General features: G+C 66.4%; 15 protein-coding genes and 1 tRNA gene. 15 read left to right on the top strand and 1 reads right to left on the bottom strand.

Annotation, left to right across the window (positions count from 1 at the left end; genetic code table 11):
- Positions 1 to 93: 93 nt before the first annotated feature.
- From HPY83_13405 to HPY83_13340, 14 genes are all read left to right on the top strand, one after another.
- Entirely contained in the window at positions 94 to 1,230 is a 1,137-nt protein-coding gene (locus HPY83_13405) for an exo-alpha-sialidase (protein ID NPV08944.1), read from the top strand.
- On the top strand, positions 1,227 to 2,294 hold the full coding sequence (locus tag HPY83_13400; protein ID NPV08943.1) for a hypothetical protein: 1,068 nt from the start codon (positions 1,227 to 1,229) through the stop codon (positions 2,292 to 2,294). Before HPY83_13405 ends, HPY83_13400 begins: the two co-directional genes overlap by 4 nt.
- Before the next feature lie 148 nt (positions 2,295 to 2,442).
- Positions 2,443 to 3,201 (top strand): SGNH/GDSL hydrolase family protein, encoded by a 759-nt coding sequence (locus tag HPY83_13395; GenBank protein ID NPV08942.1) that lies wholly within the window; start codon positions 2,443 to 2,445, stop codon positions 3,199 to 3,201.
- A 115-nt stretch (positions 3,202 to 3,316) separates the two neighbouring features.
- Positions 3,317 to 4,417, top strand: a complete 1,101-nt coding sequence (locus HPY83_13390; GenBank protein NPV08941.1) for a hypothetical protein — start codon at positions 3,317 to 3,319, stop codon at positions 4,415 to 4,417.
- A 30-nt stretch (positions 4,418 to 4,447) separates the two neighbouring features.
- On the top strand, positions 4,448 to 5,527 hold the full coding sequence (locus HPY83_13385; GenBank protein NPV08940.1) for a hypothetical protein: 1,080 nt from the start codon (positions 4,448 to 4,450) through the stop codon (positions 5,525 to 5,527).
- A gap of 30 nt (positions 5,528 to 5,557) precedes the next feature.
- Positions 5,558 to 6,556, top strand: coding sequence for a Gfo/Idh/MocA family oxidoreductase (locus HPY83_13380; GenBank protein ID NPV08939.1), 999 nt, complete (start codon positions 5,558 to 5,560; stop codon positions 6,554 to 6,556).
- On the top strand, positions 6,549 to 7,340 hold the full coding sequence (locus HPY83_13375; GenBank protein ID NPV08938.1) for a sugar phosphate isomerase/epimerase: 792 nt from the start codon (positions 6,549 to 6,551) through the stop codon (positions 7,338 to 7,340). The genes HPY83_13380 and HPY83_13375 overlap by 8 nt, the downstream gene beginning before the upstream one ends.
- 22 nt (positions 7,341 to 7,362) lie before the next feature.
- On the top strand, positions 7,363 to 8,337 hold the full coding sequence (locus HPY83_13370) for an amidohydrolase (GenBank protein NPV08937.1): 975 nt from the start codon (positions 7,363 to 7,365) through the stop codon (positions 8,335 to 8,337).
- A gap of 61 nt (positions 8,338 to 8,398) precedes the next feature.
- A complete protein-coding gene (locus tag HPY83_13365; protein ID NPV08936.1) occupies positions 8,399 to 9,226 on the top strand; it encodes a sugar phosphate isomerase/epimerase in 828 nt (275 codons plus the stop codon).
- Positions 9,227 to 9,314: 88 nt separating this feature from the next.
- On the top strand, positions 9,315 to 10,433 hold the full coding sequence (locus HPY83_13360) for a Gfo/Idh/MocA family oxidoreductase (GenBank protein NPV08935.1): 1,119 nt from the start codon (positions 9,315 to 9,317) through the stop codon (positions 10,431 to 10,433).
- Positions 10,434 to 10,718: 285 nt separating this feature from the next.
- Positions 10,719 to 11,564, top strand: a complete 846-nt coding sequence (locus tag HPY83_13355; protein NPV08934.1) for a sugar phosphate isomerase/epimerase — start codon at positions 10,719 to 10,721, stop codon at positions 11,562 to 11,564.
- Between the two features lie 28 nt (positions 11,565 to 11,592).
- The gene (locus tag HPY83_13350) at positions 11,593 to 12,795 is read left to right on the top strand and encodes a hypothetical protein (protein ID NPV08933.1); all 1,203 of its coding nucleotides are present in this window, start codon (positions 11,593 to 11,595) and stop codon (positions 12,793 to 12,795) included.
- 1,250 nt (positions 12,796 to 14,045) lie between these two features.
- Complete coding sequence (locus HPY83_13345; protein NPV08932.1) at positions 14,046 to 14,519, top strand: nucleoside deaminase; 474 nt, start codon at positions 14,046 to 14,048, stop codon at positions 14,517 to 14,519.
- A 5-nt stretch (positions 14,520 to 14,524) separates the two neighbouring features.
- Positions 14,525 to 14,611 (top strand) — tRNA-Ser (locus HPY83_13340).
- 179 nt (positions 14,612 to 14,790) lie between these two features.
- On the opposite strand, the gene HPY83_13335 is transcribed toward HPY83_13340, so the two are convergent.
- A complete protein-coding gene (locus HPY83_13335) occupies positions 14,791 to 15,969 on the bottom strand; it encodes an 8-amino-7-oxononanoate synthase (protein NPV08931.1) in 1,179 nt (392 codons plus the stop codon).
- A 162-nt stretch (positions 15,970 to 16,131) separates the two neighbouring features.
- On the opposite strand from HPY83_13335, the gene HPY83_13330 reads away from it, so the two are divergent.
- A complete protein-coding gene (locus HPY83_13330) occupies positions 16,132 to 17,214 on the top strand; it encodes a M24 family metallopeptidase (GenBank protein NPV08930.1) in 1,083 nt (360 codons plus the stop codon).
- Positions 17,215 to 17,430 lie beyond the last annotated feature (216 nt).

Genomic DNA, 17,430 nt, shown 5'->3' with positions numbered 1-17,430 from the left:
CGCGCCTGATCGTCTGAATCCCAGCCAGTGGTGACGACACCAAGAAGGGGGATGCCAACAATGGGAGACCGCGAGGTGCTTGACCTGAGAGGCATGGTTCAGGGTGGGGTCTTGTACCGCCCGCCGGCGGACTCGGACCGGGTGGAGGCCTTGGTGCCCACCGGATGCCGCTCCAACCATGCTTCCTATCTGGCCGAGTTGGACGACGGCGACCTGCTCTGCGTGTGGTTCGGCGGCTCCGACGAGGGCGCCAGCGACATCAAGGTGTACCTCTCCCGGCTGGGGCGCGATCAGTCGCGCTGGAGTGCGCCGGTGCGGCTGTCGGAGCCCAACCAGCGTTCGGAGCAGAACCCGTTCCTGTTCATCACGCCAACGGGCGAAGTGTGGGCCTGCTATACCTCCCAGGAGACTCGCGGGGTCAGCCGAGAGGAGTGGGAGCGACAAGTGGCGGCGGGAAAGGCCAGCGGTTCCTTTTCGCTGCAGGAGACGGCGGCCATCATGCGCCGCGTCTCCTCTGATGGCGGCCGCACCTGGGGACGGGCCTCCCCCATCTTCGACCGGCCCGGCTCCTTCTGCCGCCATACAGTGGCCGTGCTCAGCAACGGCGACTGGCTGCTCCCCATGTACTACAGCTTGCCCAGTGCTGGCAGGGGCACCGATTACTCCGTCATGCAGGTGTCCTCCGATCAGGGAGAGACTTGGACCGAGCACCCGGTTCCCGAGGCTCGCGGTCGGGTGCACCCATCGGTGATTGAGGTGGAGCCTGGCCGGCTGCTAGCCTTCTTCCGCAGCCGCGCTGCCGACCGCATCTACCGCAGCCGGTCCGACGACTTCGGGCGCACCTGGACGAGGCCAGAGCGCACCGTCTTGCCCAACAACAACGCCTCCGTGCATGCCATCGGACTGGCGGACGGCCGCATCGCCATCATCTTCAACTGCGTGAGCGCCAACGACGATCCCGGCCTGACGGTCTGGCCCAAGGAGCGCTACCCGGTGACCATCGCCATCTCCGAAGACGGCGGCGACACCTGGCCCTACATGCGCCACCTGGACACGGGCGACAACTTCGCCGGGGAGGCCAACAAGCGTCTGAACCGGGAGAACTCCTACCCGTGCCTGCTGCAGTCGAAGGATGGCAGACTGCATGCCTCCTACACCTACGCCGGACGGCAGTGCATTAAGTACGTGTCCGTCCCGGTCAGCTGGGTGACCGGAGAGGCTCTAGGATGACACCGCGGGATCGGTTCCTGGCCGTCCTCCGGGGCGAAATGCCCGACCGCATTCCCTTCGTCGCCTTCTACAACAAGATCCCCCGGTGTGAGGTGGAGCGTCAGCTTCGCAACCAGGGGCTGTGCATCATCAACAAGATGTCGGTGTGGAACGAGAGCTACCAGGATCTTGCCGAGGAGGTCCTCCGCTATCGGGGCGCGGATGGCGTCTGGCGGGAGAAGACCACCGTGCACACCCCGGCCGGAGATGTCTGCAAGGTGGACCGGCCCGCTCCCGGCACCACCTGGCACGAGAAGCTCTGGTTCAGCGGCCCCCAAGACTACGAGGCCATCGAGGTCATGATCCGGGCCCGCGCCTATACCCCCAAGTACCGGGCCTACGATGACGCCGTGGCCGGAGACGGGGGTGACATCGTGGAGCGGGTGCGCTTGGGCTGGTCGCCGTTGCAGGAGATCATCTATGAGATCATCGGGGTGGAGCGGTTCGCCTACGAGTGGGCCGACCGCCGCCTCCAGGTGCTCCGCCTATATGAGGCCCTGGCGGACGACTTTCGGGTGCGATGCGAGGTGGCGGCGGAGTCGCCGGCAGCCAGCGTGATTTGCGATGGCAACGTCAGCGCCGAGGTCATGGGCCGGCCCCGGTTCGAGGAGTACGTCCTACCCCACTGGAACCATTGCGCCGACGTCATGCACCGCCGGGGCAAGCACGTGGGAGCCCACCTGGACGCCAAACAGGGGCCTCTGACTGAGGCCATAGGGCGCTCGAGGCTGGACTTCATCGAGTCCTTCACTCCCCCGCCCGAGGGTGATCTCACCCTGGCGGAGGCGCGCCGCGCGTGGCCGGGCAAGGTGATCCTCATGAACTTCCCGTCGTCTCTGCATCACTGGGGCCCCCAGGCAGTGGAGGAGGCGGCGGTGGACATCATCCGCCAGTCGGCGCCGGGGGACCGATTCATGCTGGGCGTCTTCGAGGACGTGCCCGGCGACTGGCGCCAGACCGTCCCCGCCATCGCCCGGGCCATCGAGCGGCACGGCCGGATCCCGATACCCGCATGCTTGCCATGATTCAGAGGACCGGCCGCAGAGACATGGAGAGACAGAGGCAATGCATGGTATCCCCTTCCCTGAGCCTCTGTGCCTCCGTGGCTAGTCTCCGGTGCGGTCCAATCGCAGGCGGAAGAGTGGAAGCACCTGTTCGGAGAGGAGGACTGGGTTGAAGCGAGATTGGCACCCGGAGGAGTTCCGGAAGCTAGTGGTGCTGGGCGAGAGCACCGCGGCCGGCGGCTGGTCCACCAGGCCCGAGCGCTGCTGGGCCTCCATCCTGGCTGCGCTCATCAACGACCTCCAGGCGGAGCCGGTGGTGCTGGTCAACTCGGCCATCGGCGGCAACGTAGTCTCCGCCCGTAGTGCTCACTACGTCGAGAGCGGCCGTCCCGCCGCTCTGGAACGGCTGGACAAGCACGTCATCGCCCACCGGCCCGACCTGCTCGTGATCGCCTACGGGCTGAACGACTCCCGCGCCGGCACGCCGGTGGAGCTCTTCGCTGAGGAGATGACCAACATCGTCCGCCAGGTGCGTCTCCATGTCCAGCCTCTGATGGTGCTGGTAGGGCCCTATTACGTCATTGACTTCGCCCGTGGGGCTCCCATCTGGAGCAATGGCAGCCTGGAGCTGCTGCACCAGTTCAATCAGGCCACGGTCGCAGTGGCAGCCAAGGAGGACTGCCTGTACGCCGACGTGCTGACCGCCAGCGGCGGGGCGGACTGGATGGTCCACTACGACGGCGTGCATCAGAACGATCTGGGGCACCGGGTCATCGCCAACTGCATCTTCGAGGTGCTGGCCCAGAACTGCTCCGGCCTGGCCCGGCACACGCGGGAGATCGAGAGGACGGCCCCCCGTTGGCGGGACGAGTCGGCCCTCAAGGCGGACTACGGGGTAGTCAGTACCAAGGCGCCCTTCTTCCCATGACCCCAGCGGTTGCCACTGAGACACGGAGACGCAGAGGGTAGGACACCGTTCCTTCGTCTCAGTGTCTCTGTGCCTCTGTGGCACACACTGCGCTATCGGAGCTGCTGCAGAGACCATGAACGCCAGAGAACGATTCTACCACGTCATGCACTTCCAGCAGCCGGACCGGCTGCCATTCTGGGACCTGGAAGGCTTCAGCGAGCAGGCGGTCAGGCTCTGGTGCCAACAGGGCTTCCCCCTCGGCGCTACTCCCGACAGCTACTTCGGTTTCGATCACCGGCTGCTGTCCGGCAGCGTGCGGCTGGATGAGGATCCCATTCCGAACTTCGTACCGCGGAAGGTAGCCGAAGACGAGGAGTGGGTCACTACTGTAGACCGTTACGGCTTCACCGTCCGCACTCTGAAGCGGCAGTCGGTGAGCCCCGTCGTGTACTACTACGTGGGCGGCCTGGTGAAGGACGAGGCCGACTGGGCGGCCCTCAGCCGGCGCTACGATGGCCGGGACCTCAGGCGCTACCCCAAGACTTGGGGTGAGGACTTGATCGCCCATTCGCGCTCGACCAGCGGCCTCTACGGCCTCTTCCAGTACTGGGGGCCCGGGCGCGCCTCCAAGAACGGGTACACCATGGGGCTGGAGGAGTTCCTGGTCGCCCTCCACGACCGGCCGGCTCTCGTCGAGGCGATGTTCAGCTTCTGGGCCGACTTCCTGATCGACCTGCTACGGGAGATGGTCAGCCTGGCTCGTGTAGACTACGTCTTCGTCTCCGATGATGGCCTGGGTTACAAGGACAAGTCTCTCATTTCCCCGGCCATGTACCGCCGCTTCTGGATGCCGCACCACCGCAAGGTGAACGACTTCCTCCGTGCCAGTGGGGTGGACTGCATCGGCTTCTACAGCAGTGGCAACGTGGAGGCCCTGATCCCGTCCATGCTGGAGGCCGGGTACAACACGTTCGCCCCGCTGGAGTGCGCCGCCGGCATGGACGCCGTGCGCCTACGGCGGGAGTTCGGCTCTGACATCCTTCTGCTGGGGAACCTGAGCCGGGAGGCCTTCCAGCGGGGCCCGGAGGCTATCGAGGAGGAGTTCTACGCCAAGGTGCCCTGGCTGGTGGAGCAGGGCGGCTTCATCCCTGCCCTGGACGACCTGGTGATGCCCGACATCCCCTTCGCCCACTACGCCCACTTCGTCGAGCTGGTCCGCTCGTTCGGGGGATAGCGGGCATCCGCGCCCAAACGGAGGTCCTCGATGAATAGCGTGGAGCGGGTTCGAGCGGCCCTGGACTTCCGCCAGCCCGATCGGGTCCCCTGGTACTTCAACAGCTTCTGGCCCCAGTTCGAGGAGGCCTGGCGGCAGCGGGGAGGGGGTGCCGCCGGCCAGGACATCGAGGACTACTACGAGATCGACATGGGCCGGGTCATCCCCGACGAGACCCCTTTCCCCAGCCAACGCGCCGTTCTGGCCGATGAGGGCGCCTACCAGATCGTGCGCGACGGCTGGGGAGCCATAGAGCGGCGTCATAAGGGCGATGCCTGGCTGAGCCCGCCCATGACTCTGGAAGTGGCGCTACCCGACAAGTCAGGAGCCGACAGGCTCGAGTTTGAGTCGCCTCTGCTCGACTCCCGCTTCCCATCCCGGGCCGAGGTGGAGGCGCTGAGGCAGCGAAAGTACGTCTTCGTCAAGGTGGGTGGCCCCTACCTCCGGGCAGGCAACTTCCGCGGCGCCACACAGTGGCTGATCGACTTGGTTGAGGATGAGGCCTTCGCTCGGGAGCTTTCGCTGCGCGTGAGCGAGCACATCACTGCCGTGGGGTTGCAGGCGCTACGTCTTTACGACCTCTACGACACCGCCATCTGGATCTACGACGACATGGGCTCCAACCACGGCCCGATGTTCTCCCCTCGGACGTTCGAGCGGGTGTTCCTGCCCTGCTACAGCAGGATGAGCGCCGCCTTCCGGGAGGCTGGTGTGGCCAGCGTCGGGCTTCACTGCGACGGCAACGTGGAGGCCATCCTAGACATGCTGCTCGATGCCGGCATAGACACCCTGAACCCGGTGGAGCCCAAGGCCGGCATGGACGTGGTGGCGTTGCGGGAGAGGTACGGTGATCGGCTCGCCTTCGTGGGTGGACTGGACAACGCCCACGTCCTGCCTCGGGGGGATCGAAACGAGCTGGAGAGGCACTTCCTTCACGTTCTCAGCGCCGCCCGAGAAGGGGGGCTGGTGGTGGGAGCCCACTCGGTGGGGCCGGACATCTCGGTGGAGACCATGGACTTCCTCCACCGCCTGGTGGTGGACCTGGGACAGTATCCGCTGGTCTGTGCTTGAGGGCGGGCCGGCGGCAGAGGAGAGATACACATGGTGAACGTCGGCATCATCGGTTGTGGCGGAGTCGCCCGAGCCCACGCCCGCGCCATCGGGCGCTTCCCCGACCGGGCCAAGCTGGTGGCCGTGGCGGATGTGGTAGAGGAGCAGCGCCGGCCCTTCGCGGAGCAATACGGAGCGATGGCCTATAGCCGGGCCGAGGACCTGCTGGCTGCGGGGGACGTGAACTGCGTCGTCATCTCCCTGCCTCACGACCTCCACGCTTCCTACGCCGTGATGGCAGCCCAGGCGGGGAAAGACATCCTTCTGGAGAAGCCCATGGCCGCCAACGTGGGCGAGTGCGACGAGATCCTGGAGGCGGTGGAGCGGGCCGGAGTGAAGCTCTCGGTAGGGCACAGCTACCGCTATTACGACGGCTGCCAGGCGGCCAAGGCCATCCTGGATTCGGGAGAGGTGGGCGATCTGGTCTTCGCCATCTCCACCTTCAGCAAGAACTGGGGCATCGACAAGCGTCGCGGCTGGCACCTGGAGCGTGGGCGTGGAGGGGGAATGTGGCAGGCCAACGGCATCCACAGCGTCAACACCCTAATGTGGTTCGCCGGGAGCCCGGTGGTGGCGGTCAAGGGGTCTAGCGCCCTCCGCTTCCACACCCCGGAGCAGATGGACGCCGACGACGCCTCGATGGCGTTGCTGCAGCACGCCAACGGCGCCCACACGGTGTCTCTGGTCACCGGCTACCGGCGCGGAGCCCCCAAGGACATGGTGGAGCTTACCTGCACCGGGGGCATGCTCCGCTGCGAGCGCAAGCGGCTCTGGGTGGGGCTGGACGAGCAATGGACCGAGAGGCCGGTGGAAACTGAGGACGACAAGGTGCGCGAGTGGGCCGAGTTCCTGACCTACCTGGAGGGGAGCGGCCCCTGCCCGGTGCCCGGCACGGAAGCCCGGCACACGGTGCAGGTGCTGAAGGCGGTGGAGCAATCCTCTACCACAGGGCGTGAGATTCGGCTGGACAAGGAGGTGGAACGTGACTGAGCTGGCGTACATCGCCCCCGAGATGGCGGACGACTTCGAGGAGTCGGTGCGCTTGGGGGTCGAGGCCGGGGCGCGGTCAGTGGCCTTGCGCTCGCGCCTCTGGGGCAAGAACCTGGAGGACCTGTCGGCGGCGGATGTGGACCGCATGAAGGCGATCCTCGCCCAGCACGGGGCGAGCGTGAGCGCCGTGTACTCTGCCGTCGGCAAGTGCAGCGTGGAGGACCCGCAGGAGGTGGCGCGCAACGTCGCCTCGCTGCCTCGGATGATCGAACTGGCTCACACCTTCGGCACCGATCTCATCCGCGTCTTCCCCTTCCAGCGTAAGGGCGTGGTCGAGTACGAGCCCTCTCGGCTGGATGAGCACCTGGATCTAGTGGTGGATCGCTGTGCCCCACTGGTACGTCGGGCGGAGGCCGAGGGCGTGGTCCTCTGCCTTGAGGCGGTGGGCTCCACTCTGGCCCGGACGGCCCAGGAGCTACGGCACGTGCTCCAGGCGCTGGGCGACTCCCCTGCGGCCGGCATCGTCTGGGAGATCGACGTCGCCTGGCGTGCCGGTGAGCCGCCTAGGCAGGGCTACGGGTACGCCCGCGGCATCACTCGTGACGTGCACGTGAAGCCTAACCCCGAGCTTCCCCTGGCCGGGGCCGGTGAGACCTACGAGACGGCTATCCGAGCCCTACTGGCCGACGGCTACCAAGGGCCGCTCACGGTGGAGCACTGGCGGGGGGCGGACAACACCATGAGTGCCCTGCGCCAGTTGGGCGCTCTGCTGGCACGGCTGTGATGACTCATCGAGAGGACGCGTCATGCGCATAGACTGCCAGACCCACGTGTTCCCCCGCGAGTATGCCGAGGTGTTAGCTCGTAACCCCGGCCAGCCTCGCGCCGTTCGCCAAGGCGATCGCTACCTGGTCACCTACGGCGACGTGCAGAGCTTCAGCCTCGATCCGGAGGTCTACAGCATCGAGCGCAAGCTGCGCGACATGGACGCCAGCGGCATAGACGTGAGCGTAATCAGCGTCAACATGCCGGGTCCCGAGGCGCTCCACCCATCGGTGGCGCTGGAGGCGGCCCGAGTGGCCAACGACTACCTGGCCGCCGTGGTGGGCGATCACCCCGACCGGTTGGCCGGGCTGGCCTGCTTGCCCTGGCAGGACGTGCCGGCGGCGCTGGCGGAGATGGATCGGGCGGTGCGTGAGTTGGACCTGCGGGGGCTCATGCTCTACTCCCGCATCGGCAACGACCCGGTGGACGCCCGCACCTACGACGCCCTCTACGCCCGCGCGGCGGAGCTGGACGTACCGGTGGTCATCCACCCCATCGTGCCCTCGTGGGGGGCGGCCATCAAGGACTACTCCATGATCCCCATGGTGGGCCTGATGGTGGAGCAGAGCTTCGCCACTCTGCGGCTCATCCTGGGGGGAGTGTTGGAGCGCCACCGGCGGCTGAAGGTGGTCCAGCCTCACTGTGGCGGCATCCTGCCCTACCTGTGGGGGAGGATTGAGAACCAGACCGAAGTCATGGGCCGGGGCAGGGAGAACATCACCCAGCCGGCGCGCCACTATTACCGGCGCGTCTACTTGGACACCGTGTCGCCCGCCCCCGAGGCCATCCGCTTCGCCTACGACTTCGCCGGCGCCGACCGCCTCGTCTTCGGCAGCGACCACCCCTGGGTGGACATCGGGTTGTTCCTCCGACTGATCGAGGGTATGGACGTTCCGGCGGCGGACAAGGAGCGGATCCTGGGCGGCAATGCCCGCCAGCTCTTCCGCATCAGGTGAGAGGTTTCGGCTCGAAGGGCACGCGCCTGACGGCGGTCATTGACGGGAACTGGGGAGGCCGATGAAGACAGCCATCTGTAACGATACCTTCCAGGACTGGGACTTTGAGCGAGTGTGCTGGCTCGTGGCCGAGGTGGGCTACGACGGGGTGGAGATAGCCCCCTGGACCTTCGCCGACTCCGTATGTGACATAACCAGCGGGCAGCGCCGGCGGATCCGGTCCATCGCCGAGGGAACGGGGCTGGAAGTCGTCGGCCTGCACACCGTCACCCGGGGGCCGGAGGGCATCTACCTCAACCACTCCGATCCCTCCATCAGGGCCCGCACCAGCGCCTATCTGCGGTCGCTGGCCGACTTTTGCGGCGATGTGGGTGGCTCCATCATTGTCCTGGGCTCGGCCAAGCACCGCAACGTCCTTCCCGGGCTGAGCCCGGTGGAGGCGTGGGGCTATGCGGTGGATACGCTGGCGGGGGCGCTGGATCGGGCCGCAGAGAGAGGCGTCACCTTTTGCCTGGAACCCCTCAGCCACACGCTCACCGACTTCCTCACCCGCGCCGCCGAAGCCCTGCAGATGGTGGAGGAGGTTAGCCACCCCAACCTGCAGATGATGCTGGACGTACGCAGCGCCAGCCACGACGAGGCGCCCATTCCAGACCTCATCCGCCGCTCCGGCCGGCACCTGGCCCACTTCCACGCCAACGACGACAACGGGCGGGGACCGGGCATGGGGGGAGCTGACTACGCGGCCATCGCCTCTGCCCTCCGAGAGGTGGGCTACTCGCGCTACCTGTCGGTCGAGGTGTTCGACTTCAGCCCGGACCCGGAGACCATCGCCCGGGAGAGCGTGGCACAGCTGCGGCGGTACTTCGGTGCGGGGACGATAGGGTGATTAGAACTAAGTATGTCGTAACTTACAGGGCGCTATAGGAACGGTCGCGTGGCACGCACCAACGGTCGGTCCTAGGGGAGAGCGAGAGATGGGCTACCGCGCTGCGACTATAGGCCGCACGGGGCGAGGCGACTACGGTCACAGTCTGGAAATGAGCTGGGTCGGGCTCCCGGATGTGGACTACGTCGCCATCGCCGACGAGGACGAGGCCGGGCGGGCGAGTGCTGCCGAGCGCACAGGCGCCCGGGCCGCGTATGCTGACTACCGGCAGATGCTGGCAGCGGAGCGGCCCGATCTGGTGGCGGTAGCCCCACGCTGGCTGGACTGCCACGCCGACATGGCGATCGCCTGTGCCGAGGCCGGTGTCCGTGGGGTGCTGTGCGAGAAGCCGCTGGCCCGCAGCCCGGCCGAGGCCGATGCCATGCTAGAGGCTTGCCTCCAGGCGGGAACCAGAATCGCCATTGCGCATCAGGCGCGGGTGACGCCACCGGTGCTGGCGGCTCGGCAGATGGTGCAGGACGGGGCCATCGGGCGCCTCCTCACCATGCAGGCGGCGGGCAAGGAAGATGTGAGGGGCGGGGGCGAAGACCTGATGGTGCTGGGCACCCATTTCCTCGACCTAATGTGCTTCTTCGCCGGGCGTCCCTCCTGGTGCATGGCGGACGTGACCGTGGGCGGCCGCCCTCTCGCTCCGAAAGACGTTCGGCTCGGCCCGGAGGGCATAGGGCCCATGGCCGGGGATCAGGTGCTGGCGGTCTACGGGTTCGACGGCGGCGTCAGGGGGCAGTTTCGCTCCTTCCGGGGCCTGCCCGGCGGGGCCCGGCGTATGGGGGTGGATCTGTACGGCTCGGAAGGGATCCTGTCTATCCGAGGAAGCAACCGGCGGGAGGTGTACTGGCTCCGCTCGGGGCTATGGGCTCCAGGCGACCAGAGCCGCTGGGAGGCAGTGGAGGTCCCAAGCTGGGAAGCCCTGCCAGTGGAGCAGAGGCTGGTGCAGACCAATCGATGGCTGGCCTGGGACCTGGTCCGGGCCGTCGAGGAAGGGAGGGAACCGGTGTCGAGCGGCGCCGACGGACGGGTGGCCCTGGAGATGATTCTGGCCGCTTACGCCTCGGCCATCCATGGCAGGCGAGTGGCTCTCCCTCTGGCTTCGCGCGAGCATCCCCTGGAGCGGCTGCACATCGGTGGTGAGAGCGGTGCCCGCTGAATGGGGGAAGCCATGGGGCCGCAAGCGGCGATCTCGCGGCCGCTGTTGCACGAGCGAACTCTGCCTGCGCCCTGGACAGCCACGGACTCTGCCCGTACGAGACAACGCCCCTGTCGTAGGGGCGAACCTCGTGTTCGCCCTCGGGCCGGCACCGGCGCACGCAGCGCACCCCTGGTTGGCCATCGTGCCTGTCGTAGGGGCGAACCTCGTGTTCGCCCTCAGACTCGTGTTCGCCCTCGGGCAGGGCATCGCCCCCGCATCGCCCGCAAGGAGAACCACGACCCCATGAAGAAGTCCATCACCCTGCGTGCCTTCCCCGAGAGCATGAGCAGCCGGGAACGCTGCAGCCTGGCCCGTCGGGCCGGATACGACGCCGTGGAGCTCAACCTGGAGCCGGGTCTCGACCTCAACCCCACCAGCTCAGACCGGGAGCTGCTCGCCTTTGGCCGGATGGTGCGCGACCTGGGCCTGGAGATCAGCTCCATCTACTCCCGCCAGCAGTGGGAGTACTGCCTCAGCACCGCGGATGCAGCTCGCCGAGCCCAGGCCGTCGCCGTGGTCGGGCGTCTGATCGAGGTCGCCGGCCTGCTGGGCATCGGGGCGGTACTGGTGATCCCTGGCGCCGTTGACGACTCGCTGTTCGGCAAAGAGCCGGAGATCGTCCGGTGCGACGTGGTCTACGAGCGGGTCCAGGCGGCGCTGAGCGGTCTGCTTCCTCTGGCGGAGGAGGCGGACACGGTGCTCGCCCTGGAGAACGTCCCCAACAAGTTCCTGCTTAGCCCTTTGGAGATGGCCCGCTTCGTGGACGAGCTGAACAGCCCGCACGCGGGCGTGTATCTGGACGTAGCTAACGCCATGTTGGTGGGCTACCCGGAGCACTGGATCGAAATCCTGGGCCCGCGCATCAAGCGGGTACACGTCAAGGACTACCGCCCAGAGTTGGGTGGTCTGGACGGCTTTGCCGGGCTCCTTCAGGGAGCCGTGAACTGGCCCAGAGTAGCGGCGGCCCTGCGGGGCATAGGATACGACGGGTACATCACGTCCGAGGTGTTACCGGCCTACCGGTACCATGGAGAGAGGCTGATCTTCGAGACCAGCGCCGCCATATCGGCCATATTCGACATCACGTAACCCTGTAGAGCTGGGGAGGTTCGACCAGATGCTCAACGCCCGACAGCGATTCCGCCAGACTATGACCTTCGGCGATCCGCAGGGGGTCTTCTTCTGGTGCCGTTCCGGCGCCCTCCGCCAGGCCACTCTACACCGCTGGTTCCAGGAGGGCCTGCCGGCCGAGCTGGGCAGCAGCGACTCGAAGGAGGCGTGGCGGGAATCCTGGCGGAAGGTGCGCGACTACCTCGGCTTCGACCGCAGCGAAGACCTGCCGGTGGACTATGGCCCCTTGCCGCGATTCGAGGAGCGAATCCTGGAGCAGGACGAGCGGTATCAGATCTGGATAGACGAGCTGGGGGCCAAGCGCCTGGACTTCCGCGAGCAGCCGGAGCCGGGCTTCCAGACCCGCACCTGGATCGAGTTCCCGGTCAAGACGCGGCACGACTACCTGCGTATCATCGAGAGACACGACGCCGGCCACCCCGAACGGTATCCCTCCGATTGGTCCCAGTACGCCGCCAGCATCAAGGATCGGGACTACCCGGTGCGGTTGGTGATACCCTCCATGTTCTCCAAGGTGCGGGACTGGATGGGCCTGGAGGCGATGTCGGTGTGCATGTACGACGATCCGGGGCTCATGCACGAGATGATGGAGTTCGTGGCCGACTTCGTCATCGAGGCCACGCGACGGGCCCTGGCGGACGTGGAGGTGGATTGGGTGATGCTCCATGAGGACATGGCCTACAAGACCGCCTCCATGATCTCTCCGGCCATGGTGCGCCGGTTCATGCTCCCTGGCTACCGGAGGATCGTCTCCTTCATCAGGGACGCGGGCGTGCCCGTAGTCAGCATGGACAGCGACGGCAATATCAACGAGCTGATCCCTATCTGGCTGGAGGCGGGGATAGACAGTGTCTTCCCTCTGGAGATCGCTGCGGGGATGGACCCCGTGGCCCTGCGGGAGCGGTACGGGCAGAGGCTGGGCCTCATCGGGGGGATAGACAAGCGGGAACTGGCCCGGGACAAGGCAGCGGTGGAACGCGAAGTGCTGGCGAAGGTGCCGCAGCTTCTGAGGAGCGGCGGCTACATCCCCAACGTGGACCACGGTGTGCCCACGGACGTGCCGTACGAGAACTTCCGCTACTTCGTTCAGCTGGTGAGAGAGGTGGAGGCCGAGGTGTTCGGCAGCAAGGGGGGCGGTGCGGGCCTTGCCGCGGCGGCGCCATCGCGGGAAAGCACGCGGCGGCCCTGAGGCTTAGCTGGAGCCCGGTCCGGGAGTCGGGCACTATCCCGCCCAGGGTGGGTCGTTATGCTCACACGGTCAGGAGGCCAGTCGCGGCATTGCTGGGGGAGCGCTTGGGGCCACCCGCTTCGGGTGCAGCCTCTGGCGCTACGCGAAATGCTAGCAGCCGGCACGCCGGGTGCGGATCTCGATCGGAGAGCCCGGCATCATCCCGCCTGAGCCGGCGCCGGGCTGTCGCACTCGGGGGGTGGACCGTGCCGCCATGGGAACTGCCCGAGGCGAGCGCTGGCCGGGCAGAGGAGGGTAGAAGGCGCCGGCGAAACGTCGGGGGCGTATTTAAGCTAATGTGTATTATCTTGCATACCTGCCGATGTGGCTGAGGCCGACGCCTGGGCGGTGCAGCGGCGGTCAATCCCACCGGCCGGGCTCGCACGCCACCGCCAGGCGCGTTCGGCAGCCGCCAGGCATGTTAGGCTGCATGGCGGTAAGCGTGGAGCTGTACACTAACGCCTACACGGGCCTAAGCCCGGCGCGTTCCACCGGGACGGGCGTCAAGGCGGCGGGCGCGCCAGTCGCGGCGTCCGCCCCGGCGCCCAAGGAGAGGCGACGCTCTCGCCCGGCCTGCGGCCGACGCCACTGGGCGCAGACCCGGCCCTGGGCGCGATCGCCGGCCGTCGACCGCATGAGCAGCACCGCATCGCAGAGTGGCAAGGGTCTGCTACCGCCCCATCTCATCGGTACGGGCCACTCATCTATGCGCTTATGTCCAGTGCTGGGGACATGTCATGAGTTCTGCCCATGGTCACCCAGGCATTGTTTGTCACGCGAAGTATTATAGTCAAAGAGCTAAGTGATTACTATTTTACGGCCCTGTACTTGCAGACGTAGAGCAACAGCTTCGGCAAGCCAGGATCTTGGCAAGGCGGCAACCGGAGCAGGAGCAGGCCAATCCGCGGTGGCCGTCGTCGTTGGCCCCCTACTCCGCGCGGGGGTATAGTGCTTCTCGGTGCTCTGGCGCTTGTGGCTGCGTGTAGCGTCCGAACGAGCATTGGGTCGGGCGATCCGCCAGTGGCGGGATGGCCGCGGCGCCGCACGAAGGGCCGATCGTCGGCCGCCCGGGAGGTTACTCAGCCGGTGCAGCTCGGGTTCGCTCGGTCGTAGCTCCGGGTCCAGCCCGGAGGGGTACCGGGCGTCGGGGCCCTTCGCCCGCATTCTTGGCCGTCGCCGGCGTATTGCCGGAGGGTTTGTCTCGTAGTAAGATGGTATCAGAGGCTGACAGGCAGTTCATGGCCGAGGCCTTGAGGGAGGCGCTGTTAGCTCCTCCTCACGGCGACGTGCCCGTCGGGGCCGTGGTAGTGCTGGACGGTCAGGTGATCGGCCGGGGCCACAACGAGAAGGAGTGCAGGCCGGACCCGACCGCCCACGCTGAGATCCTGGCTCTGCGGCAGGCAGCTGGACGGCTGGGCACCTGGAGGCTCTCGGGGGCCACTCTGTACTGCACCATGGAGCCCTGCCTGATGTGCGCCGGAGCCATGCTTCAGGCGAGGCTAGGGCGGCTGGTGTACGCCGTGGATGACCCAAAGGCAGGGGCCGCTGGAAGCCTGCTGGATGTGCTAAGGGCCCCGTTCCTGAACCACAGGGTGGAGGTGGTGCGGGGAGTCCTGGCGGCCGAAGTAGCCGCAGTGCTGAAGGAGTTCTTCTCCGGGCTCAGGTCGGCAACGTCGGAAGAATGACATATGGGAAGGTGCCGGAGCGGTTGATCGGGGCGCTCTCGAAAAGCGTTGTGGGGGTGACTCCACCGTGGGTTCGAATCCCACCCTTCCCGCCTCTCTATCCCTTGAAGACGTCGCGCCATCTTCCTAGGAGCGGCCCGACGTCTTCAAGGGCTGGCGGCAATCGGCTTCGCGAGCCGCCGGTATCCCCCCGTAGCCTGGCAACGGCGATTCGTGCCAGCTCATGCCCGGCCTGGCGGTAGTACCGACCGGCAGACCCCCGGCTGGTCCTCTAGATCAGCCCCACCGCCTTCCCCACCCCGTAGAACGTCTCCAGCACCCGCTCCATCTGCTCGTCCGTGTGCGTGGCCATGTACGACGTCCGCAAGAGCGACTTGCCCGGCGGCACCCCCGGCGGGATGACGCAGTTGGTGTAGACGCCGGCCTCGAAAAGCGCCTTCCACATGGCCAGCGTGGCCTCGTCGTCCCCGATGTAGATGGGAATGACCGGAGTCTGGCTGTTCCCGATGTTGTAGCCCATGCGCACATACTCGCTGCGCATGTGCTCGGCCAGGGCGAGCAGCCTCTGGCGCCTCTGGGGTTCCTCGATCATGATGGTGAGAGCCATGGCCGCCGCCGCCACGTTCGATGCCGGGGCACTGGCGCTGAAGATCAGGCTTCGGGCGAAGTGCTGGATGTAGTGGATCACCTGATCGTCCCCGGCGATGAAGCCCCCCAGAGAAGCGAAGGACTTGGAGAAAGTGCCCATGATCAAGTCAACATCGTCCGTCACGCCGAAGTGCGCTGCGGTACCCCTGCCCTCTCCCAGCACTCCGATGCTGTGAGCGTCGTCCACCATGAGCCGGGCTCCGTAACGCTTGCAGAGCGCGATGATCTCGGGCAGCGGGGCGATGTCCCCGCCCATGCTATAGACCCCGTCGACTACTACCAGCTTTCCCACTGAGTCCCCGCAGGAGGCAAGGACCTTCTCCAGGCTGTCCAGGTCGTTGTGCAGGAAGCGCTTCATCTCCCCGCGCGACAGAAGACAGCCATCTATGATGCTGGCGTGATCATCTCTATCCGTGATGACCACGTCGCCCCGACCGACCAGGGCGGAGATCGTGCCCAGGTTGACCTGGTACCCCGTGGAGAAGACGAGGGCTGCCTCCTTACCCACGAACTCCGCCAACCGCCGCTCCAGATCCACGTGCAGATTGAGGGTCCCGTTCAGGAAGCGGGAACCAGTACAGGAGGGGCCGTACCTCTCTACTGCCTCCATGGCCGCCCGTCGGACACGAGAGTCCGTCGTCAGGCCCAGGTAGTTGTTGGACCCTATCATGATCAGACGGCGGCCATCTATCACCACCTCCGTCCCCTCGGTGTCCTCCAGGGGGATAAAATAGGGATAGTAGCCGCCGGCCATGGCCTCTCGGGCTATGGTGAAGTCATAGCACTTGGCGAGGACGTCCATGGGCACCTCCGCTCGGGGATTGTCTTCGAGTTGCGGATTCGGGCCACATGATACCCGTTTGCCGGGCCTGCCACAAACGCCGGTCCTGCCGTTTGAGCCGCGACTCAGCATGGCATATAACTTGCACAACTGGAGGCAGAGCCTTACAGGGAGGAAGATGGGGTGGCGGTTGCGCCGGCCGGTGTGGAGTGCGTGCGGGAACGCTTTGGCTCCCTTGAGGTGGACGGGTTCCTGGTCACACACCCACTCAACATGCGGTACTTGGTGGGGTTCACCGGAGATGTAGGTCTGCTCCTGATCTGGGAGGACGGTGCTGAACTGGCAGTGGACCCCCGATACACGGAGCAGGCGCGCCGCGAGGTGAACGGCCTCGCCTTACGGGAGGTGCGAGGCGAGTGGCAAGAGGCCCTTGCCGAGATGGTGGGGCAGCAGGGGCTTCAGGTCGTCGGCATCGAGGCCGACCACGTCAGCGTCTCACAGCATCACCGCTGGGTGCACGCTCTGCCCGAGGGGGTGGTGCTGCGGCCTCTGTCGGACGTGGTCGAGGCCTTTCGGGCGGTGAAGACGTCGGAGGAGATCGCCGTCATCGAGCGAGCGGTTCGCCTCACCGACGAGACCCTCATGGCCCTGCGCGGCTGGTTGCGCCCAGGGGTGAGCGAGCGCGATGCTGCCTGGTTCGTGGAATCCTACGTGCGCACCCATGGCGGCGAGGCGATGGCTTTCGATCCCATCGTGGCGGCGGGCACCAACGGTGCTATGGCCCACGCTCGTCCTACCGATCGCGCCATCTCCGCAGAGGAGCCCATCGTCGTGGACATCGGAGCCAGGGTGGATGGTTACTGCGCCGACCTCACCCGTACGCTCTGGATGGGCCCCCCCAGTGACCGATTTCAGTCTCTCTACAATCTGGTGCTCGAGGCGCAGCTGGCGGCCGAGAACGGCATGAAGGCCGGTATGGCAGCCAAAGACGCCGACGCCTTGGCCCGTTCTGTGATCCAGGCTTCCGGCTACGGCGACCAATTCGGGCATGGGTTGGGGCACGGAGTCGGGCTGGCCGTCCATGAGGCCCCCAGAGTGTCCCAACGGTCCGATGCCGTTCTGGAGAAGGGAAACGTCTGCACCGTGGAGCCGGGAGTATACCTGCCCGACTGGGGCGGAATACGAATTGAGGACGTGGTAGTGATCGAAGCAGGGAGAGCGCGCGTTCTGACCCGTGCCTCCAAAGAACCTTGGCTAGCCATATAGGCTGGGAGGACAGCACATGAGCAGTTCGGCCACTTGGAGCAGCACTCACGCGGTCGGGGCAGGTGCCGGACCTCGCCCCCTGCGACCGACCCGGAGGCCACGGGCGGGTGGCCTTAGCTCCACCTCTGGCAATCCGGCGATGGTGTTCCTGATCGCAGGATTCATCGCTGGACTACTGGTGGGTCTGCCGGTGCTGGGCTGGTGGCTGTGGCCAGT

It is taken from the genome of Anaerolineae bacterium (genome assembly GCA_013178015.1).
Taxonomy (GTDB): domain Bacteria; phylum Chloroflexota; class Anaerolineae; order DRVO01; family DRVO01; genus Ch71.
The sequence above is the reverse complement of the archived record's forward strand: the minus strand, read 5'-3'. Positions and strand labels throughout refer to the sequence as shown.